The 19602-nt window shown below is 68.6% G+C and carries 20 protein-coding genes and 1 tRNA gene; 9 read left to right on the forward strand and 12 right to left on the reverse strand.

Annotated elements, in window-relative coordinates; all coding sequences use genetic code 11:
* Positions 1-6: 6 nt before the first annotated feature.
* A complete protein-coding gene (locus tag NBE95_RS07950; protein WP_289893373.1) occupies positions 7-726 on the reverse strand; it encodes a GNAT family N-acetyltransferase in 720 nt (239 codons plus the stop codon).
* Entirely contained in the window at positions 723-1463 is a 741-nt protein-coding gene (locus NBE95_RS07955; RefSeq protein WP_289893374.1) for a molybdopterin-binding protein, read from the reverse strand. Before NBE95_RS07955 ends, NBE95_RS07950 begins: the two co-directional genes overlap by 4 nt.
* A 116-nt stretch (positions 1464-1579) precedes the next feature.
* Between NBE95_RS07955 and map the strand changes: the two genes are divergently transcribed.
* A complete protein-coding gene (gene map / locus NBE95_RS07960) occupies positions 1580-2383 on the forward strand; it encodes a type I methionyl aminopeptidase (protein ID WP_289893375.1) in 804 nt (267 codons plus the stop codon).
* Between the two features lie 174 nt (positions 2384-2557).
* Here map and NBE95_RS07965 read toward each other — a convergent pair whose 3' ends face one another.
* On the reverse strand, positions 2558-3577 hold the full coding sequence (locus NBE95_RS07965) for a LacI family DNA-binding transcriptional regulator (RefSeq protein ID WP_289893376.1): 1020 nt from the start codon (positions 3575-3577) through the stop codon (positions 2558-2560).
* A 101-nt stretch (positions 3578-3678) separates the two neighbouring features.
* Here NBE95_RS07965 and NBE95_RS07970 point away from each other — a divergent pair.
* Positions 3679-3755: transfer RNA gene (locus NBE95_RS07970), tRNA-Arg, on the forward strand.
* Between the two features lie 370 nt (positions 3756-4125).
* Here NBE95_RS07970 and NBE95_RS07975 read toward each other — a convergent pair.
* From NBE95_RS07975 to NBE95_RS08005, 7 genes are all read right to left on the reverse strand, one after another.
* A complete protein-coding gene (locus tag NBE95_RS07975; protein WP_289893377.1) occupies positions 4126-4602 on the reverse strand; it encodes a hypothetical protein in 477 nt (158 codons plus the stop codon).
* 21 nt (positions 4603-4623) lie between these two features.
* Entirely contained in the window at positions 4624-5136 is a 513-nt protein-coding gene (locus NBE95_RS07980) for an HPP family protein (protein WP_289893378.1), read from the reverse strand.
* 54 nt (positions 5137-5190) lie between these two features.
* A complete protein-coding gene (locus tag NBE95_RS07985) occupies positions 5191-6396 on the reverse strand; it encodes an NAD-dependent formate dehydrogenase (RefSeq protein ID WP_289893379.1) in 1206 nt (401 codons plus the stop codon).
* A gap of 451 nt (positions 6397-6847) precedes the next feature.
* Positions 6848-7267 carry an NUDIX domain-containing protein gene (locus tag NBE95_RS07990; RefSeq protein WP_289893380.1) on the reverse strand — a complete coding sequence of 140 codons (420 nt, stop codon included), beginning with the start codon at positions 7265-7267 and terminating at the stop codon, positions 6848-6850.
* A gap of 18 nt (positions 7268-7285) precedes the next feature.
* Positions 7286-8209 (reverse strand): LysR family transcriptional regulator, encoded by a 924-nt coding sequence (locus NBE95_RS07995; protein ID WP_289893381.1) that lies wholly within the window; start codon positions 8207-8209, stop codon positions 7286-7288.
* Positions 8210-8311: 102 nt separating this feature from the next.
* Complete coding sequence (locus NBE95_RS08000) at positions 8312-8812, reverse strand: recombinase family protein (RefSeq protein WP_289893382.1); 501 nt, start codon at positions 8810-8812, stop codon at positions 8312-8314.
* A gap of 206 nt (positions 8813-9018) precedes the next feature.
* Complete coding sequence (locus NBE95_RS08005; protein WP_289893383.1) at positions 9019-11145, reverse strand: TonB-dependent receptor; 2127 nt, start codon at positions 11143-11145, stop codon at positions 9019-9021.
* A gap of 194 nt (positions 11146-11339) precedes the next feature.
* On the opposite strand from NBE95_RS08005, the gene NBE95_RS08010 reads away from it, so the two are divergent.
* The 7 genes from NBE95_RS08010 (at position 11340) to NBE95_RS08040 (ending at position 17821) form a co-directional block, all read left to right on the forward strand.
* Entirely contained in the window at positions 11340-11852 is a 513-nt protein-coding gene (locus tag NBE95_RS08010) for a DUF2478 domain-containing protein (protein WP_289893384.1), read from the forward strand.
* Between the two features lie 29 nt (positions 11853-11881).
* The gene (locus NBE95_RS08015) at positions 11882-12091 is read left to right on the forward strand and encodes a TOBE domain-containing protein (protein WP_019352118.1); all 210 of its coding nucleotides are present in this window, start codon (positions 11882-11884) and stop codon (positions 12089-12091) included.
* Positions 12088-12546: an SAM-dependent methyltransferase gene (locus NBE95_RS08020; RefSeq protein ID WP_289893385.1), complete on the forward strand. Its 459-nt coding sequence runs from the start codon at positions 12088-12090 to the stop codon at positions 12544-12546. The genes NBE95_RS08015 and NBE95_RS08020 overlap by 4 nt, the downstream gene beginning before the upstream one ends.
* Positions 12543-13574 carry an iron ABC transporter substrate-binding protein gene (locus NBE95_RS08025; RefSeq protein WP_289893386.1) on the forward strand — a complete coding sequence of 344 codons (1032 nt, stop codon included), beginning with the start codon at positions 12543-12545 and terminating at the stop codon, positions 13572-13574. Before NBE95_RS08020 ends, NBE95_RS08025 begins: the two co-directional genes overlap by 4 nt.
* The gene (locus NBE95_RS08030) at positions 13567-14559 is read left to right on the forward strand and encodes an iron ABC transporter permease (protein ID WP_289893387.1); all 993 of its coding nucleotides are present in this window, start codon (positions 13567-13569) and stop codon (positions 14557-14559) included. The genes NBE95_RS08025 and NBE95_RS08030 overlap by 8 nt, the downstream gene beginning before the upstream one ends.
* A complete protein-coding gene (locus NBE95_RS08035; protein WP_289893388.1) occupies positions 14556-15320 on the forward strand; it encodes an ABC transporter ATP-binding protein in 765 nt (254 codons plus the stop codon). The genes NBE95_RS08030 and NBE95_RS08035 overlap by 4 nt, the downstream gene beginning before the upstream one ends.
* A 542-nt stretch (positions 15321-15862) precedes the next feature.
* Positions 15863-17821 carry a protein meaA gene (locus tag NBE95_RS08040; protein ID WP_289893389.1) on the forward strand — a complete coding sequence of 653 codons (1959 nt, stop codon included), beginning with the start codon at positions 15863-15865 and terminating at the stop codon, positions 17819-17821.
* Between the two features lie 94 nt (positions 17822-17915).
* On the opposite strand, the gene NBE95_RS08045 is transcribed toward NBE95_RS08040, so the two are convergent.
* Together NBE95_RS08045 and NBE95_RS08050 are read right to left on the reverse strand one after the other, a co-directional pair.
* A complete protein-coding gene (locus NBE95_RS08045; RefSeq protein WP_289893390.1) occupies positions 17916-18824 on the reverse strand; it encodes a DMT family transporter in 909 nt (302 codons plus the stop codon).
* Positions 18824-19393 (reverse strand): peroxidase-related enzyme, encoded by a 570-nt coding sequence (locus NBE95_RS08050; RefSeq protein ID WP_289893391.1) that lies wholly within the window; start codon positions 19391-19393, stop codon positions 18824-18826. The genes NBE95_RS08045 and NBE95_RS08050 overlap by 1 nt, the downstream gene beginning before the upstream one ends.
* Between the last annotated feature and the right edge of the window lie 209 nt (positions 19394-19602).

A 19602-nucleotide genomic window follows, 5' to 3' on the forward strand; every position in this document is an offset into this window, starting at 1 on the left:
CGCCGTTCAGTCGCGGGTCCAGTAGCCGTAACCGCCCAGATCGGCAAAGCCCAGCCGCTGGTAAAGCGCCCGGGCGTGGGCATTGTCGCGCCGGACCGCCAGGGCAAGCCGGGTCGCGCCCTCGGCCGCGGCCCATTCGGCGGCCTTGCGCAGCAGCCAGCCCGCCACGCCCTGCCGGCGCAGCGCCGGCACCACCTCGATGCCGTGGATCATCGCCACCCGGCCGTCCCGCGCCACGAAGGCCGCGCCGGCGGCGCGATCCTGCACCCGGCCCAGGATCGCGGTCCTGGGCTGCGCCACGCGTTCCATCACCGCCTGCCGGCTGGCCGGGATGCCCCCCGCCGCCCAGATGTCGCGCTGGATGGCCAATGGCGGCCAGATCGCGAAGGCGGCCAGCGGCGGCGCCGGCTCGGCCGCCAAGGCTGCGCAATCGGCGGCCATGATCGCGGTCGGCGTGCCGGGGCGATAGCCCTGCGCCCGCAGCGCCTCTTGCAGCGCGGTATCGGCGTCGGTCACCCGGAACATCGGCCGCTCGTCCCAGCCGCGCTGGATGGCTTCGATGCGCGGGATCGCCGCCGCCTGCCAGTCCGGCGCCAGCACCCGGGCCGAGCTGACCCGGCCGCCGGCCCCCAGCCCGCGCCCGACGCGAAACCCGCCGGCCTCGGCATATTCGGCCGCCGGCCAGGTGCTTTCGAAGGCGCGGGCGATTTCTGGATCGGCGATCACAGCGCCAGCCTTTCGCGCAGCGCGGTCATGGCATCGGTGACGCGCTGGCCGTCCAGCCCGCGGATCACCAGGCTGGTGCCGTAGCGCTGGCCGCGCTGGAACGGATACGATCCCAGCGACAGGTCGGGGAAATCGTCGGCGACCGCGCGCAGCTCGTCGGCCACGTCGGATTCCGGCCGCAGCACCTCCAGCGCCTCGCTGACCGAGGGGCGGCCGGTCGGCAGCTTGTCCACGATGGCCTCGACCATGGCGCGGAACACCTCGGGGACGCCGGCCATGACATGGGTGTTGCCGATGTGGAAGCCGGGCGCGGCGGAATGGGCGTTGGGGATCAGCGCCGCGCCCAGCGGGATGCGGGCCATGCGCAGCCGGTTGCCGGTGACCTCGACGCCGCGCGCCTCCCAGCGGGCGACCATGACGCGGCGCGCCTCCTCGTTGATCTCGATGCCCACGCCAAAGGCGTCGGCCACCGCATCGGCGGTGATGTCGTCATGCGTCGGCCCGATGCCGCCGCTGGTGAACAACATGTCCCAGGCGCCGCCCAGCGACTTGTCCAGCGCCCGGATCGCCGCGACGATCTGGTCATGGTCGTCGCCGACGATGCGCACCTCGCGCAGGTCGACGCCGATGCTGTTCAGCACCTGCGACAGGTAATGGGCATTGCCCTCGCGCGTGCGGCCGGACAGGATCTCGTCCCCGATGACGAGAATGGCGGCGGTGGGATTGTCGGACTGCATCGGCGCGCTGCCTCCTGGCGATCTGGCTCACTCGGGGAAATGTATAGGTCCGTGCGCGGGGCTGGAACAAGTGGCGCCTTGGGTCTATCTGTGAAACAGGAGATCACGAGGACGATATGAACGACGCACGCCAGACCCGCGAGGGCATCCGCATCCACGAGCCGCAGGACTTCCAGGGCATGCGGGCGGCCGGGCTGATCGCGGCGCAGATCCTGGACGAGGTCGGGGCGCTGGTGCGGCCGGGCGCCGCCACCGGCGCGCTGGACGACTTCATCCGCGGCCGGGTCGGGGAACTGGGCGCCACCAGCGCCACCATCGGCTATCGCGGCTACCAGCATGCCAGCTGCATCAGCGTGAACCATGTCGTCTGCCACGGCATCCCCGGCGAGAAGCTGCTGGCCGAGGGCGACATCCTGAACATCGACGTGACGGTGATCGTGGACGGCTGGTATGGCGACAGTTCGCGCATGTATGTGGCGGGCAAGCCCAGCGTCAAGGCGCGCCGGCTGATCCAGGTCACCCATGACAGCCTGATGAAGGGCATCGAGGCGGTGCGGCCCGGCGCCACCTTCGGCGATATCGGCTGGGCGATCCAGAGCTATGTGGAACAGAACCGCATGTCGGTGGTGCGCGACTTCTGCGGCCACGGCCTCGGCCGCACCTTCCACGCGCCGCCGAACGTCCTGCATTTCGGCCGCCCCGGCAAGGGCCCGGTGCTGGAAGAGGGCATGTTCTTCACCATCGAGCCGATGGTGAACCTGGGCCGGCCCGAGACCAAGATCCTTGCCGACGACTGGACGGCGGTGACCCGCGACAAGTCGCTCTCGGCCCAGTTCGAGCATTCGATTGGCGTGACCGCGGACGGCTGCGAGATCTTCACCCTGTCGCCCAAGGGCCTGTTCTTCCCCGATCTGGGCTGAGTTCGCGACCCCCCGGCGTCTTCGTCCCGAAAATACCCGTGCGACCGCGCAACCGTCGCTGTCGCATGGGTATTTATGCAACAGAGAAAACGCAGGCCGGCGCGCGAAGGCTGGTCCCGGCGCCTGTTTCACCGTTTGAGAAATACCCCTGCAACGCCGCCTGCCGGCGCGGCGTCAAGGCTTGCGGATGGTCTCGCCCGGCATGATGGTCGGGGCCAGGGCGATGATGCCGTTCTCGGGCCGCGGCTCCTTGCCGGCGACGATGCGGGCCGCGCGCCGGCCGATATCGATGCGCCGCGCGTCGGTGGTGGTCAGCCGCATCGGCAACCCGTCCAGCAGCTCGACGCCGTTGAAGCCGGCAAGCCCCAGCCGGCCCGGGATGTCATAGCCCTTCTCCATGCACCACAACAGCCCGCCGGCCCCGATCATGTCGTTGGAGAAATACAGAAAGTCCAGCTCCGGCTCGCGCGTCAGGATGCGCTCGGTCAGCTCGCGGCCCTTGTGCAGCGACGAGCCGCCCTGGTAATATTCCCGTGCCGCCAGTTGCAGCCCATGCTCGCCCAGCCGTTCCTCGAAACCGGCAAGCCGCTTGCGGGCGCGATGGTCCTCGGGCATGTGCGTGCCGATGAAACCGATGCGGCGATAGCCGGCGGCGAGGATCTCGTCGGCCATCTCGGCGCCGGCGCGGCGATGGCTGATGCCGACGGCCGTGTCGATGGGTTCGCCGTCGATATCCATGATCTCGACCACGGGCAGGCCGGCATTGTCCAGCATGGCCCGTGCCGCGCGGCTGTGCTCGAGCCCGGCCAGGATCACCCCCGAAGGCCGCCAGCTGAGCATGTCGTAAAGCACCGCGTCCTCGCGCGAGGGGGAATAGTTCGTGACCCCGACCACCGGCTGCAGCCCGGTATCGTCCAGCTCGGCCGAGATGCCGCCCAGCACGTCGGGAAACACCATGTTCGACAGTGATGGGATGACCACGGCGACCAGGTTCACGCGCTGGCTGGCCAGCCCGCCGGCGATCTTGTTCGGGACATAGCCGAGCGCGCGGGCGGCGGTCAGCACCTTTTCGCGGGTGGCGGCCGAGACATCGCCGCGATTGCGCAGCACGCGGCTGACCGTCATCTCCGAGACGCCCGAGGCTTCGGACACATCGCGCAATGTCAGGGGGCGGCGGGGTCTTTTCGTATTCATCACAACTACCGGGACGCAATCATGTTACCGTTATCGCGTCCCGCCGGTGGCGGCAAGCTAGCTTGCCATTTCGCCGATCTGCGGGCAAAAGGGGGCGCGGCGGCCCCGTGGCTCAACTGGATAGAGCAGCCCCCTCCTAAGGGGCAGGTTGCAGGTTCAAGTCCTGCCGGGGTCACCAGAAAATCCAAGCGGTTGCTGATAAGGCATGAGAGTGCACGATTCCGCGGTTTTTCGTGCATATCCCTGTCAAGCGCGAAGCCCTGCACGAAGGGGGCGGGCAGCAGATCAGATTGGTTTGTATCGATACTTTCCTGGGGATCGGCCGATATCCGGGTTCATTCCTGCCAAGGTCATTTCACTGCTTTTTCATGACTGACGGCGCCAGGAGGGCCGGCATCGCCTCCTGACGCTGAGAGATCGGGCCGAAATCGAGACCATCCGGGGCGAATGCCCGGATGTCGGATGCCTTCAGCCGCGAAACGATCGTGTTGCGGTGAAGGCCTCCGTCATCCGACGCTGCATCCGTCGGGTGACGGGGTGCAGCGTCTTCAGTGCCACCGCGCCTCGACCATTGCCTGAAACCGCCGCTTGTCCCGCAATCCGATAGCGCGCGCGAATTTCGCCGTGGACATGACGCCGCGCAAGGCATCCGTCGAGCGCATTCTGTTCCTGGTATGATCCTGCCGCCATTGGTCCATCGACGACTTCCGGACTGGGAAGGCGCCGCAATCTTCGCCCGTGGCAACCCGACCCACCTGCAGCTCTCGCGTGCGGATGGCGGAAATGATATCCCCGGCCGCAGCATGGGTTCGGGCACTTGCGTCCTGACTGCTCTCCCAGCCTGGTTCACCGGAGGAAACAGGCCCCGCCAGCACCTGCAACTCGGCGTTCAGGGCCAGCCCATCCGAGATCCGCCATTTCAGCGTGATGCCCGGGTGTCGGCTGCACGGGTGTCGCCATTCGGCACGGCCCTGCCGGCCGGCTGACCCAAGCGATCCGGGACGGGTGGCGGCTGCCCCCGTCACGGCCTTTCCTGCCGCCCCCGGTCAGCCCGGATAGGCGCGCGTCGAAACCAGCCGGTGATAGGCGAGGGCGACCAGAACCAGCGTCACGGTGCCCGCCAGGATCGGCAGGCCCAGGAAGGACCAGCCCGCGCCGGTCAGGATCACCACCAGCGGGTCGCCACCCGCCGGCGGGTGCACGGTTCCGGTCAGCTGCATGACGGCGATGGCCAGGCCGACGCCGAGCCCCATGGCCAGCACGGAATCGCCGACCAGGTTCAGCACCAGCAGCCCGACCAGCGCCGACAGGAAATGCCCGCCGATCACGTTGCGCGGCCGGGCCAGCGGGCTTTGCGGCAGGGCGAACAGCAGCACGCAGCTTGCCCCGAAGGGCGCGATCAGCAGCGCGTGCTCCAGCGATTGCGCAAGCCCCGCCAGCAGGCAGATCGCCACCGCTCCGCCCAGGCCCGAAACCAAGGCGGGCAACAGGTTCAGGCGGGCATAGACGGCCAGAGCCCGCGGCTTTTCCCGCTCGGCGGCCCGTGTTTGCGAATACATGTCATTCTCCCGGGAAACGGCCCGCGCGATCTTTCTCGCGCGGGCCGGCAGGTGTCAGCCGACCTTCTCGAACTTCGCGGCCTCTTCCGAGCCGCGCGTCGCATTGCCCTTGGAATAGGAATGCGCGCCGACGCCGGCCAGGCTGCCGCCCTGCACGATCAAGTATTCGTCGCGGATCGGCCGGCCCTCGAAATGGCATTCCAGGATCTCGCGCGTGCCGGCGGCATAGCGGGCCTGCGCCGACAGCGAGGTGCCCGAGATATGCGGCGTCATCGCGTTATGCGGCATGGTGCGCCAGGGATGATCCTGCGGCGCCGGCTGCGGGAACCAGACGTCGCCGCCATAGCCGGCCAGTTGGCCGCTTTCCAGCGCCCGGGCCACCGCGTCGCGGTCGCAGAGCTTGCCGCGCGCCGTGTTGACCAGATAGGCGCCGCGCTTGAACAGCTTCAGCGTCTTGTCGTTGACCATGTGCTCGGTCTCGGGATGCAGCGGGCAGTTCAGCGTGACGATGTCGCAGGCCGGGAACATGTCCCGCGGCGTCTCGTGCCAGGTCAGGCCCAGTTCCTGCTCGACCTCGCGCGGCAGGCGGTGGCGGTCGGTATAGTGCAGGTGCATGCCGAAGGGCTTGAAGCGGCGCAGCACCGCCAGACCGATGCGGCCGGCGGCGACGGTGCCGACATGCATCCCCTCGATGTCGTAAGAGCGGGTGACGCAATCGGCGATGTTCCAGCCGCCCTTCACCGCCCAGTCATGCGAGGGGGTGTAGTTGCGCACCAGGTTCAGCGCCGTCATCACCACATGTTCGGACACGCTGATCGAGTTGCAGAAGGTCACCTCGGCCACGGTGATGCCGCGGTCGATGGCGGCCTGCAGGTCGACATGGTCCGAGCCGATGCCGGCGGTCAGCGCCAGCTTCAGCTTCGGCGCCTTGGCGATGCGCTCGGCGGTCAGGTAGGCCGGCCAGAACGGCTGCGAGATGACGACCTCGGCATCGTGCAGGTGCTTTTCCAGCTCGCTGTCGGGACCGTCCTTGGACGAGGTCACCACCAGCTCGTGGCCCTGTGCTTCCAGGTATTTGCGCAAGCCCAGCGCGCCCGAGACCGAGCCGAGCAGGCTGCCCGGCACGAAGTCGATGGCCTTGGGCGTGGGCAGGGTCTGCCCGTCGGGATAGCGCTCGATCACCGGCAGGGAATCGCGGGCGTAAGAGGTCGGATAGCCGTCGACCGGATCATCGTAAAGAACGCAAACTACCTTGGCCATGTCACTTCCTTTTTGCTTCGTTGCGGCAGCCAGAAGCCCTGCCTTCGCGCCGCATCCGGCACAAAGGATCACCGGCCTGTCCCTTGCGGTCAGGCGGACCGGCCGCTTGCGGCCGGGGTGAATGTCGGGGCTTCCCTCCCTGGATGCCTCGGGTTGAGCGAGGTGTCTTGTGGACAGGGCAAGCCTGCATTCCGCGGCAGGCATTGGCAAATCGGAGTTTTTCAACGATCCATAGACGGGGTCGATCAAGCTGCGGCGCAGCATCCACCGACGCGGCGATTCCGCCGCCGCTGGGCGCGCGATCGCGCGCCGCATCGCGGATCGCGGTCACGCCGAGCGTCTCGCCCGGATCGAGTGGACCGGCGTCGAGATGACGGGAAAGCCCGAGCCGGCGCAGCAGGCCATCGACACCAGGTTGGATCGTCGGTGCGCCGGTTGACGCCGGCCCGGTCTAGGCCGGGGCGCGGAACAGGCCGGCAACCAGACGCGGCAGGATCTCCTTGCCGGTCAGCGGCGCCAGGGGCAGGCCGGCCGCTGCCGGATCGATCCAGACCGCCTCGGCAATCTCGGCGCCCGCGGCGATGTCCGCTTCCCCGCTCAGTCGCAGCAGAAACAGCTCTGCCACCACCTGACAGCCGGGCTCATTCGCGGCAGGCGCCCGGAACCGGCCCAGATGCCGCAGCGCATCGGCACCGATCTGCAATCCGATTTCCTCGCCAAGCTCCCGGCAAAGCGCGCTTTCGGGGCTTTCGCCTGGATCGATCTTGCCGCCTGGCTGTTGAAACGCCCGGGTGCCCGCTTTGCGCACCAGAAGCGTTCGGCCATCGGGGTCGAGAATCAGTGCGGCCGATATCCGAATCTCCTTGGTCAAACGCAGCCTCCTGGCGGATCACGGCTCATGCAGGTCGGCGTCGCCGAACAGGCCGTTCGCGACCGCCCGTTGGGCGCAATCCTGCAAGGCCCGCACCATGGGGGATTGCGGCATCCGATCGGCAAGGACAAGGCCGATTTCCTGCACCTGTGCCGGGGTCGTCATCGGGATCAGCGCCAGATCGGGCACGCCGCCAAAAACCATGCCGAACGTATGCGGCACGATGGCGCACCAAGGCCCGCGCCGCAGATGCGCCATCACCCCCAGGAAGGAATTGGTGGTGATCCGCGGCTTCAATGTCACGCCGGAACTGGCGGCGATACGGTCAATGATGCGGCGGTTCTGCATGTCGTCTGACAACAGGCAGAGCGGGTGCGCGACCGCTTCCGCCCAGCAGATGCCCGCCCGGCCGGCAAGGGCGTCCGTCTGGCGCGTGGCAAAGACATAGCGCTCGGAGTAAAGCCGCTGGCAGCGCACATGCTGCAAGGGCTCGTTGTCGAGATAGGTGATGCCGCCGTCGATGTCGAAGCTGTCGATCCCCTTCTGGATAGACCGCGACGACATGGAGCGCAGCACGATCTCGGCATGCGGATTGCGGGCCATGAAGGCATCGGTCAGGATCGCGGTCGCCGGCATTGCGGCGGGGATCACGCCCAGTCTCAAGCAGCCCTTCAGCCCGGTGCTGTGCTTGCGGCTGAGATCGTCGCGCATGCTGTCGTGATCGGACAGGATCTGACGGCCCCAGTTCAGCACCTTTTCGCCCTCGGCGGTCAGCGACAGAAACCGGTGACCGCGCACGATCAGGCCCAGGTCGAGCTCTTCCTCGAGCTTGCGGATGGCGTGCGACAGCGTGGGTTGGGTGACGTTGCAGCGCTCGGCGGCGCGGCCGAAATGCTGCTCTTCGGCCAGCGTCACGAAAAATCTGAGATGACGTATCAGCATGATAATACTTTTCCGGTGCCAGGTTCGTCGCGGTCCCGGAACCAAACGAAAGGTTGCGTGGCGGCTGGCAGGAGAGAGCGGCGCCGCGGCCCCGACCCGAGATCACCGCAGATCGCGCAGCAGGCGCGAGACATGCGTGGGCCGCCAGGCCGTGCCGTTTTCGGTGGTCCAGCCGCGCTGGTTCAGGGCCGATGCGATCTCGCTCAGGGTTGATCCGCTTTCACGCATCGGCAGCACGATCGGCAGGGCATGGTCCGCGATGTCGCTGGGCCGGCGTTCGCCGTTCGCCTTCCCGGCCGCCGCCCAAGGCAGATCATGCGACTGGTCTGTCTGTTGCTTCTCAAGGTCGAAGGCGCGCTCCTGTGCAATCATCCGGGCGTAGATCTGCAATTCGCTCTTGCGGGCATAAGGCAGCCCGGCGACGCGCAGCCGAATCCCGGGATCGGCGAAGACGGCGGCATGGCCGACTCTGTCGAAGGGGATGCGGTCCAGGCGCGCGACCAACAGCTCTGCGCCGTTCAGGCGGCAAAGCTCCAGCGCCGCCGCCAGGGCCGGGAAATTCTGCGCGGCGGTCGCGTTGCGGTCGCAAAACAGCTTTGCCACCTGGGCGGCGGCGCCAGCAAAGCTGCCCAGGAAAAAAGCGATGTCCCGCCTTTGCGCCGACAGACTACGCCCCGAGTGACTCCGGTCCTCTGGTCCAAGGCGTGTGTAGATCACGAACCGGGTCATCGCTTTGCCTTTCCGCTTGCCGGCCCGGCGTTGAAAACGCGGGCAGGCACGGGGGGCGACGATGGCGCCCCCCGTGCTTTTCAGAACCGCAGCGCGGTGGTCAGGAAAAAGCTGCGCCCCGCCTCGGGATAGCCTTCGACCAGTGCATAATCCCGGTCGAAGATGTTGCGCATGCCGAACAGAATCTCGGCCCGGTCGCTGGCCTGCCACGCGAAATCCAGGTTGGCCAGCGCGAAGCCGCCCATGCGGGTATAGGCGATGGCCGCCGGATCTTCGGGCTGGATGGCGCTTTCCGACAGGCGCGAGCTTGAGACCTGCACCGAGGGCGAGACCGTCAGCGCCGCCGTGGCCTGCCAGTCCAGCCGCACAAAGGCATTGTGGCGCGGCGTGTCGGTCGGCCGGTAATCGGCGCGCAGCGGGTCGGTGATCGACCGATGCAGATAGGTATAGTTCGCCACCAGCATCAGGCCGTCGGCCAGTTGCCAGTCGGCCGAGACCTCGAACCCCTTGTAGACCCCGTCGCCGACGTTGCGGCTTTGGGTGATCTGGTCGCCCTCATCGTCAAGCGCGCCGGTCGGGACCGACTGGATCATGTCCTTGACCTTGCTGTAGAACAGCGCCGCGTCCACGGTGGCGGGGCCGATGTCGCCGCTGTAGCCCAGCTCGGCGTTCAGCGCGCGTTCCGATTCCAGGTCCGGGTTCGGCACCGCCGTCCCGAAGCGGGTGCTGTAGCGGTCGAAGAGCGTCGGGAACCGGGTGCGCGAGGACAGGCTGGCGCGATATTCGCCCGAAGCGCCCGGCTGCCAGATCGCCGCCAGCTGCCAGTTCACCGCGTCCGACGAACCCGTCGGCAGGCCGGCGTCGTCCTCGGTCCGGTCGGCTTCCAGCACGCGGGCCTTGTCATAGCTCAGGCCCGCGACCACGCGCAGATCCTCGCGCGCCTGCCAGGTGTCCTCCAGCGCGACGGACCAGGTTTCCTCGGTGCTGATCTCGGCCGGATCGGGGCTGCCGCCCAGACCCGGGCGCGAGAACTGGATCGATTCATGCCGGTCGCGGCGGAAATGCGCGGCGCTGCGCAGGGTGTGGTCGCCGAACTCGGCCCCGCCTTCAAGGCTCAGGCCCCAGGACCGGTCCTTGTAGCGGCTGTCGAAGGCGCGGCGCTCGGTCTGGGTGCTATGGGTATAGTCGTCCCAGGCCGAGAGCAGGTTGTCGAAGCGGTTGTAATAGGCCTTGGTCTTCACATAGCCCATGCCGAGTTCGGTGTGCGAATAGAAGGCCAGGCTGTCGATGTCCCATTCCGGCCAGGTCCAGTCGCGCTGCCAGCTTTGGCCTTCGCCGGGCTCATCGGTCACCCCGCGGATCGGCTGGTCGACGTTGTAGGGCGCGTTCTTCTGCCCGGTCTGGCGGGTATAGCTCAGCACGTATTCGTCGGTCGCGTTCGGCGTCCAGCCGGCCTTGAGGTTCAGCCGCGAATCCTCGCTGTCGGAATAGTCGCGCAGGCCGGCACCCTGCTGCGGGCGGGGCTGAAAATCGCGCGACAGGTAGAAGCCGTCGCTGTCGCGCTTCAGATAGCTGCCTTGCAGCCAGAACTGTTCCTGTTTCGTGCCCAGCGACACATAGCCGCTGCGGCCCGAGATGTCGCCGCGATTGCCGGCCTCGACGCCCAGCCGGGCCTCGCCCTCGAAGGGCTGCGTGGGCTGGCGCGTCACCAGGTTGATGGCGCCGCCCATGCCGCCGGGGCCGTTCAGCACCGAGACATAGCCCTTTTGCACCTGGATCTCGGCCAGGTCGGGGGTCAGGAAGCGGCCATAATCCAGGCGGTTGTCGGCCGGCAGATAGACCCGGATGCCGTCGATCGACAGCGGCGCCTGGAAGCGGTCGAAGCCGCGCACGAAGACCAGCCGCTCGTTGCGGCTGCCGCCGGTATTGCCGATCTCGACCCCCGGCACCACGGCCAGCGCATCATCCAGCGTCAGGCGGTTCTGCCGCGCGATCTCCTCCGAGGAAACGGTGGTCGCCGTGCCGCCCTGCGCCTCGGCCTTGCCGGTGATGACCACCGTGCCCAGCGTGAAGACCGGGCTGGCCGGGTCGGCGTCTTCGGCCATGCCCGTGTCGGGCTCTTGCGCCATGCCCGCGCCGGGCGTTTGCGCCATGCCGGCGCCGGGCATCAGCCCGGCCAAGGCCAGGGCGAACAGGCCCCTCGTCAAATTACACTCCATCGCTCCCTCTCGCGAATCGTTATGTTTCATAAAACATAACGTAGCCGGCCGGGATGACCATAGGCCGAACGGTGTCGCAGCCTCCGGGCGTGTCCGCCGCGCCACGTAGCGCTTGCCAGCACCATCCGTTATGTTTCATCATCTATAACGACGCGGGAATCAGCGCCGAAAGGGGGACCACCATGGACATCCGCTATGTCTGCTCGAACGAGGAATTCGGCACCGACAGCGCGCTGAGCGCCGCGGCCGGGCGCGCGACGGCGCTGGGCATCGCGCTGGCCGGCACCGTGCAGCCGGTCGACCCGGACATGCCGCGCGGCCATTGCGACATCGTGCTGGCGCTTTTGCCCGATGGCGAGCGGCGCGGCATCAGCGCCGACCTGCCGCCCGAGATGCCCGGCTGCCGGCTGGACCCCGAGGCGTTGGAGGCGGCGGTCGCCGTCGTCGAAAGCCGCCTGCCCGGCGCGCAGGCGCTGGTGGTGAACAAGTTCGGCAAGCAGGAGGCGGCGGGCCGCGGCCTTGTCCATGCCATCGGCGAGGCCTGCGCACGGGGCCTGCCGGTGCTGGTCGGCGTGGCGCCGCAATGGCGCGAGGCCTTTCTGGCCTTTACCGAGGGCAGGGCCCAGCCGCTGCCGGCAGAGGAAGATGCGATTGTCGCATGGCTGCGGCAGGCCTGCCTTGCTAAGGTCGGCTGATTTTCAACCCTACGGTAAAGGAACACCCCATGAAGCTCAGCGCAAGAAACGTCCTGCCCGGTACCGTGACCGAGATCGTGACCGGCGCCGTGACTAGCCATGTCCGCATCGACCTGGGCGGCAGCACCGTCACCGCCTCGATCACCAATGATGCGGTCAAGGAACTGGGGCTCAAGGTCGGCAGCCGCGCTTCGGCCGTCATCAAGGCCTCGGACGTGATGGTCGGCGTCGCGGAATGACACGATCCGCGGATGCGCTGAGGCCACATGAACGGGCCGTGACCACGCCGACGGGTTTCGACGCCGGACTTTGGTTCATCGGCCGCATCCGCACCCCCTGGCATCGGCGCGGTGATTGCCCGCATCGCGGCGATGCCGAGACCGGCCCCGATTGCCATATCGAAGTCTTCGGCCCCTGGGACGCGGCGCTGGCCGGGGTCCGGGCGCATGAGAATCTGCAGATCCTGTACTGGATGGATCATGCCCGGCGCGACCTGGTGCTGCAGAACCCGAAATTCGGCGACAGCGCCACCGGAACCTTTGCCCTGCGTTCGCCGGTGCGGCCCAATCCGGTCGCCTCCTCGGTCGTGCGGCTGCTGGCGGTCGACGGGCCGGTGCTGACCGTGCGCGGGCTGGATTGTCTGGACGGCACGCCGCTTATCGACATCAAGGCCGCATTCGGAGCCATGACATGATTCTTCTGACCCGCCGGCATCTTGCCGGCCTGCTGCTGGCGCTGGTCGCCGCCGGCCCGGCGCTGGCGCGGGATGGCAGGGCGTTCACCGACGCCACCGGGCGCGCGGTGCAGATCCCCGGCCATCCCCAGCGGGTCTTTGCCGCCGGCCCGCCGGCGGCGGTGCTGCTTTACGCGCTGAAGCCGCAGGCGATGGTCGGCTGGGTGCGGCCGCTGAAACCGCAAGACCGGCCTTTCCTGCGTGCCGGGCTTGCGGAACTGCCGGTGCTGGGCCGCCTGACCGGCAGGGGCGACACGCTGAATCTCGAGGTGCTGCTGTCGGCCAAACCCGAGCTGATCGTGGATTACGGCAGCGTCAACGCCACCTATGCCGATCTGGCCCGGCGGGTGCAGGATCAGGCCGGCGTGCCCTATGTGCTGGTCGATGGCAGCTTTGCCGCCATGCCGCAGGCGATTCGGCAGATGGCCGAGGCGCTGGGCGTGCCGGAACGCGGCGAGACGCTGGCGGGCTATGCCGAAACGACACTGGCCGATCTGGACGCCATGCTGGCCGATATTCCCGAAGCGGCCCGGCCCGGCGTCTATCTGGCCCGCGGCCCCGAGGGGACCGAGACCGCCGGCCGCGCCTCGATCAATGCCGAGATCATCGCCCGCGTGGGGGCGCGGAACGTGGTCGATGCGGCGGGGGACGGGCTGGCCAATGTCTCGCCCGAGCAGGTGCAGGCCTGGGCACCCGATGTCATCATCACCGTGGACCCGGATTTCGCCGCCAAGGTCGGCAGCATGCCGGAATGGCAGGGCATCCCGGCGGTCGCCAATCGCCAGGTCTATCTGGCGCCTTCGGCACCTTTCGGCTTCATCGACGCCCCGCCTTCGGTCAATCGGCTGGCCGGGGTGATCTGGCTGTCGCACAAGCTTTACCCGCAGGCGGCCAAGGGCGACCTGCACCGGCAGATCGCGGATTTCCACGAGTTGTTCTATGGTCCACGTCCGGACGACGCCACCGTCTCGGCCCTGCTGGGTGAGTGAGCGCCGCCTGTCCCTGCTGCTGCTGCCGGGGGTGGTCGCGGCGCTGCTGCTGGCGGTGGCGACCGGTCCCTATGGCCTGTCGCCCGGCCAGATCGTCGCGATCCTGCTGGGTGAGCGCAGCGATCCGCAGGCGGTTACGGTGCTGCTCAACATCCGTCTGCCGCGCGTGCTGGCCGCCGCGCTGCTGGGCGCGGTGCTGGCCTCGGCCGGGGCGGCCTATCAGACGGTGTTCCGCAACCCGCTGGTGTCGCCCGATATTTTGGGCGTCTCGGCCGGGGCGGGCTTTGGCGCGGTGCTGGGCATCCTGCTGGGACTGCCGGTCATCGCCATTCAACTGCTGGGCTTCGGCACCGGCCTGCTGACCGTGGCGCTGGTGCTGGGCCTGAGCCTTGCCCTGCGCGGCACCGGGCAGGTGCTGGTCATGGTGCTGTGCGGCATCGCCATCGGCGCGCTGGCCGGGGCAGGCATCTCGCTGGTCAAGCTGCTGGCCGATCCCGAAGAACAATTGCCGGCGATCACCTTCTGGCTGATGGGCAGCCTTGCGGGGATCAAGCGTGTCGACGTCGTTCTGGCGCTGCCGGCGGTGCTGGTCGGGCTTGCGCCGCTGCTGGCGCTGCGCTGGCGCATCGGCATCCTCGCCATGGGCGAGGACGAGGCGCTGGCCATGGGCGTCGATGCAAGGCCGCTGCGGCTGATGGTGGTCGCCTGCGCCACGCTGATGACCGCGGCCGCCGTCTCTATGGCGGGGGTGATCGGCTGGATCGGGCTGATGGTGCCGCATATGGCGCGGCTGCTGACCGGGCCACGCTTCGACCGGCTGCTGCCGGCCTCGATGCTGATCGGCACGGGCTTCATGGTGCTGGTCGACACCGCCGCCCGCAGCATCGCCAGCATCGAAGTGCCGCTGGGCATCCTGACGGCCGTGCTGGGCGCGCCGGTCTTCGTCGGCCTGTTGATGCGCGGTTCGCGGGGATGGAGCGAATGACCTCGCTTCTGACCGCCCGCGACCTGACTGTCGGCCATGGCGGCAAGGCGCTGATCCGTGGCCTGGATTTCCGGCTGCCGGCGGGCCAGGTGCTTTGCGTGCTGGGTCCGAACGGCGCCGGCAAGACCACGCTGTTCCGCACGCTGCTGGGGCTGATCCCGCCGGTCGCCGGCGAGGTGACGCTGGACGGCGCGCCGCTTGCGCGGCTGTCCCGGCCCCAGATCGCGGCACGGCTGGCGCATGTGCCGCAGGCGCTGGCCAGTCCCTTCGCCTTCACGGCGCTGGACATCGTGCTGATGGGGGCGGCGGCGCGGCTGGGGCCTTTCGCGCGCCCCGGCCGGCCCGAGACCGCCCGCGCGATGGCCGCGCTCGACCGCCTCGGCATCGCCGATCTCGCCCCGGCCGAGATCGCCCGGCTTTCCGGCGGCCAGCGCCAGCTGGTGCTGATCGCCCGGGCGCTGGCGCAGGATGCGGCGGCGCTGGTGATGGACGAGCCGACGGCAAGCCTCGATTTCGCCAACCGCCGCCAGGTTGCGCAGGCGATCCGGCAGCTTGCCGAGGCGGGGCGGAGCATTATCCTGTCCAGTCACGACCCCGACCATGCCGCGGCCGTCGCGGATCAGGTTCTGCTGGTCGGCCGCGAGGGCGCGCTGGCCTGCGGCGCGGTAATCGACACGATGACGGAAGCCAACCTGTCGCGGCTCTACGGAATCAGCATCCGTGGCCAGCTTTCCGCTTCCGGCCGGCTTCATTTCTACTGATCGTGCTCGCCGTCAGCCGCGGGCCGCATCCCGGCCGATAGCATGCCGCTCACACCGCGGCGCCCTGCGCCGGCGGCGATGGTCCCGACCGCCATGGCGCGACGCCCCTTGGGCCGCGGGCGGTGTCCGCCGCGCAGGATCGGGGCTGCAAGGCCCGACCTCTCCACCCTCGGCGGACACCGCCCGTCCAGCATCGCCACGGTATCGCCAAGCCATTGACTTGCGGACGCATGGGACATGCACCGGCCATGTCGGAGAGCTTCTTCCAAGGCCGGGGCCCGCAACCGGCAGGCGCGGTCGCCGCCGAACCGCAGGCGGAGAGCGCCGGGATCGGGCCGCGAGCCTCGCCGACGATCCGCCCGAGGGGGGAAGCCGGACCGGGATCGCAACCCATCCCGCGGGCGCATGTCGGGGGCCGGACCGCAACGGTCCGCCATCCGCATCCCGCATCGCATCGCCTCTCTGCATCGCAGCGAATTGACGGCGCAGCATTGTTACGCTATCGCTGGCACCGTCGTAATAATCTTGCGAGGATCGACTCCGTGGCCGAGAAAGACAAACCCTGGCTCTTCCGCACCTATGCCGGCCATTCGACCGCCGAGAAATCCAACGCGCTTTATCGGGGCAACCTCGCCAAGGGGCAGACCGGCCTCTCGGTGGCCTTCGACCTGCCGACCCAGACCGGCTATGACAGCGATCACGTTCTGGCCCGGGGCGAGGTCGGCAAGGTCGGCGTGCCGATCAGCCACCTGGGCGACATGCGGGCGCTGTTCGACCAGATCCCGCTCGAGCAGATGAACACCTCGATGACCATCAACGCGACGGCGCCCTGGCTCCTGTCGCTTTACATCGCCGTGGCCGAGGAGCAGGGCGCCGACATCACCAGGCTGCAGGGCACGGTGCAGAACGACATCATCAAGGAATACCTGTCGCGCGGCACCTATATCTGCCCGCCGAAACCCTCGCTGAAGATGATCACCGACGTCGCGGCCTATACGGCAAAGAGCCTGCCGAAATGGAACCCGATGAACGTCTGTTCCTATCACCTGCAAGAGGCCGGCGCCACGCCCGAGCAGGAGCTGGCCTATGCGCTGGCGACCGGCATCGCCGTGCTCGACGACCTCAGGGGCAAGGTCGAGGCCAGGGATTTTCCTGCCATGGTCGGCCGGATTTCCTTCTTCGTGAACGCCGGCATCCGCTTCGTGACCGAGCTGTGCAAGATGCGCGCCTTCACCGAGCTCTGGGACGAGATCTGCCGCGAACGCTACGGCATCGAGGAGGAGAAATACCGCCGCTTCCGCTACGGCGTGCAGGTGAACAGCCTCGGCCTGACCGAGCAGCAGCCGGAAAACAACGTCTACCGCATCCTGCTCGAGATGCTGGCGGTGACGCTGTCGAAGAATGCCCGCGCCCGCGCGGTCCAGCTGCCGGCCTGGAACGAGGCGCTGGGCCTGCCGCGTCCCTGGGACCAGCAATGGTCGCTGCGCATGCAGCAGATCGTCGCCTATGAAACGGATCTCCTGGAATACGGCGATCTCTTCGACGGCAATCCGGCCATCGCCGCCAAGGTCGAGGAACTCAAGGCCGGCGCCCGCGCCGAACTGGCGACGCTGGACGAGATGGGCGGCGCCATTGCCGCCATCGAATACATGAAGTCGCGGCTGGTCGAATCCAATGCCGAGCGGCTGAATCGCATCGAGGCGAACGAGACGGTCGTGGTCGGCGTGAACCGCTGGCAGCAGGGCGAGCCCTCGCCGCTGACCGCCGGCGACGGCGGCATCATGGTGGTCGATCCGGCGGTCGAGCAGGACCAGATCGCCCGGCTGGAGGCCTGGCGGCAGGCGCGCGACGAGGCGGCCGTCCAGGCCGCCCTCACCGCGCTGCGCGATGCCGCGCAGAGCGGCCGGAACGTGATGCCGTTCTCCATCGCCGCCGCCAAGGCGGGGGCGACCACCGGCGAATGGGCGGCGGTGATGCGCCAGGTGCATGGCGAATATCGCGGCCCGACCGGCGTCTCGGCCAGCCCGTCCAACCGCACCGAGGGGCTGGAGCCGATCCGCGAGGCGGTGGACGCCGTCAGCCGGCGCCTGGGCCGGCGGCTGAAATTCCTGGTCGGCAAGCCCGGCCTCGACGGCCATTCCAACGGCGCCGAGCAGATCGCCTTCCGCGCCCGCGACTGCGGCATGGACATCACCTATGAGGGCATCCGCCTGACCCCCGAGCAGATCGTCGCCCGCGCCGCCGAGGACAATGCCCATGTCGTCGGCCTGTCGATTCTGTCGGGCAGCCACCTGCCGCTGATCGAGGAGCTGATGGAGCGCATGCGCGCCGCCGGCCTGACGCATGTCCCGGTGGTGGTCGGCGGCATCATCCCCGACGAGGACGCGGCCCGGCTGCTGAAGCTGGGCGTGGCGCGGGTCTATACGCCCAAGGATTTCGAGCTCAACCGGATCATGATGGACATCGTGGCCCTGGTCGAGCCCGAGGAAGCCGCCGCCTGAGCCGGTGGCCCGGCCGCAGGGGCATTGAGCACCGAAGAAGCGGCCGCGCCGCCGGTTTCTTCGTCGTCCAAATACCCGAAACGCGGCCGCGCCGTCAGTCCTTCAGCAGCAGAATCAGCGCGGCGACGGTCGCCAGCACCCCGGGCAGCACCGCCAGCGGCGGCAGGCCCCGGGTCAGGACGGCTTCCAGCAGGATGACCCAGGCCGGGGTCAGATAGGTATAGGCCATCACCTTGGACGAGGGCAGGCGCATGGTGGCGAATTGCACCAGCGCCGTGGTCAGCGCGCTGGCGAAGATCGCCACGTAAAGCAGCGTCACCCAGACGATGGCCGGCAGATGCGCCCAATCCGTCTGCAGGATCGCCCGCCCGCCCCAGACCAGCAGGATCAGCCCGCCGGCGCAGAGCGTGGCGAGGGTCGAGGCGATCGGCGTCTCGCCCCGGTTCAGCCGCCGCACCATCGGCGTATAGAGCGCATGCGCCGCGCAGCCGACCAGGTAGATCGCCTCGCCGCGGCCGAATTCCAGCCGCAGCAGCGCCGCCGCGTCGCCGCCGAAGATCACCCAAAGCGAGCCCGCCGCCCCCAGCGCCAGCGCCAGGGCGATGCGCCCGGTCATGCGCTGCCGCATCAAGAGCCAGCCGAAGCCCGCCGCCATCAGCGGCGTCAGCGTGAACACCGCCGCGGCCGAGACCGGCAGCGCGGTCTTCAGCCCCTCGAACATCAGCACGAAATAGGCGGCGAAAAGCCCGCCCAGCAGCAGGTAGCGCCAGGGGGCGCGAAAGGCCGCGCGCGGGATGCCGGGCCCGGCCAGCGCGACGCCGCCGACCACGCCCGCGGCGATGGCGAAGCGCGCCGCCGAGATCGCCGCCGGGTCGATCAGGTTCGCCGCCCGCGCCCCGAGCGAGAAGGAGCCGGCGATCGCGGCCGAGAACAGCAGCATCGCCGCATGGCCCTGCAGCGTCTCGCGCCGCATCTGCGGCACCGCGGCCGAAAGCTCGGCCATCAGCCGCGCCCGAGCATGTAGAACTCGTCGTTCGGCCGGATGTCGCCGGCATTCACCAGCCGGTTCGACATGCCGAAAAAGGCGGCGATGGCGCCGATGTCCCAGATCTCGTCCCGAGTGAAGCCGGCCTCGACCAGGGCGGCATGGTCGCCGGCCTCGATGTCCTGCGCCCGCAGCGCCACCTTCTCGGCATAGACCAGCATGGCGCGTTCGCGGGGCGTCAGGTCCGCCTTGCGCCAGTTCACCGCCACCTGGTCGGCGATCAGCGCGTTCTTGGCCCGGATGCGCAGGATGGCGCCATGCGCCACCACGCAATATTGGCACTGGTTCAGCCCCGAGGTGGCGACCACGATCAGCTCGCGCTCGGCCTTGCTCAGGCCCGACTCGCGTTCCATCAGAGCGTCGTGATAGGCGAAGAAGGCGCGGAATTCGTCCGGGCGATGCGCCAGGGCCAGGAAGACGTTCGGCACGAAGCCGGATTTCTCGGCCACCTTGCGGATGCGGGCGGCGATATCCTCGGGCATCTCGTCCAGCGAGGGCACGGGGAAGCGGCTGATGGGATGGGTCATGGTGCGGTCCTCCGGGGGCCGAGGTTTTCACCAAAGCCGGCGCAGGGTCAACGGGGCAGGGTCAACGGGGCAGGTCGAGGGGGCAGGTCATCCGGCCCGCGCTTGACTTCGCGGGCCATTGCGCCTATCCACGCCGGGATTCCCCGGAAGGTCTGGCCTTCCGGTCCCCGCATGCCGGGGATCGCCCCCCGTCAGCGCGTTGCGCCCAC

It is taken from the genome of Paracoccus sp. TOH (assembly GCF_030388245.1).
In the GTDB taxonomy this organism is placed as follows: domain Bacteria; phylum Pseudomonadota; class Alphaproteobacteria; order Rhodobacterales; family Rhodobacteraceae; genus Paracoccus; species Paracoccus simplex.

What these genes read in the sequence shown, in the direction of transcription:
- NBE95_RS07955 (WP_289893374.1), bottom strand. Translation starts at nt 1,463, where the DNA reads ATGCAGTCCGACAATCCCACCGCCGCCATTCTCGTCATCGGGGACGAG.
- map (WP_289893375.1), top strand. Translation starts at nt 1,580, where the DNA reads ATGAACGACGCACGCCAGACCCGCGAGGGCATCCGCATCCACGAGCCG.
- NBE95_RS07965 (WP_289893376.1), bottom strand. Translation starts at nt 3,577, where the DNA reads ATGAATACGAAAAGACCCCGCCGCCCCCTGACATTGCGCGATGTGTCC.
- NBE95_RS07980 (WP_289893378.1), bottom strand. Translation starts at nt 5,136, where the DNA reads ATGTATTCGCAAACACGGGCCGCCGAGCGGGAAAAGCCGCGGGCTCTG.
- NBE95_RS07985 (WP_289893379.1), bottom strand. Translation starts at nt 6,396, where the DNA reads ATGGCCAAGGTAGTTTGCGTTCTTTACGATGATCCGGTCGACGGCTAT.
- NBE95_RS07995 (WP_289893381.1), bottom strand. Translation starts at nt 8,209, where the DNA reads ATGCTGATACGTCATCTCAGATTTTTCGTGACGCTGGCCGAAGAGCAG.
- NBE95_RS08010 (WP_289893384.1), top strand. Translation starts at nt 11,340, where the DNA reads ATGGACATCCGCTATGTCTGCTCGAACGAGGAATTCGGCACCGACAGC.
- NBE95_RS08015 (WP_019352118.1), top strand. Translation starts at nt 11,882, where the DNA reads ATGAAGCTCAGCGCAAGAAACGTCCTGCCCGGTACCGTGACCGAGATC.
- NBE95_RS08020 (WP_289893385.1), top strand. Translation starts at nt 12,088, where the DNA reads ATGACACGATCCGCGGATGCGCTGAGGCCACATGAACGGGCCGTGACC.
- NBE95_RS08025 (WP_289893386.1), top strand. Translation starts at nt 12,543, where the DNA reads ATGATTCTTCTGACCCGCCGGCATCTTGCCGGCCTGCTGCTGGCGCTG.
- NBE95_RS08035 (WP_289893388.1), top strand. Translation starts at nt 14,556, where the DNA reads ATGACCTCGCTTCTGACCGCCCGCGACCTGACTGTCGGCCATGGCGGC.
- NBE95_RS08045 (WP_289893390.1), bottom strand. Translation starts at nt 18,824, where the DNA reads ATGGCCGAGCTTTCGGCCGCGGTGCCGCAGATGCGGCGCGAGACGCTG.
- NBE95_RS08050 (WP_289893391.1), bottom strand. Translation starts at nt 19,393, where the DNA reads ATGACCCATCCCATCAGCCGCTTCCCCGTGCCCTCGCTGGACGAGATG.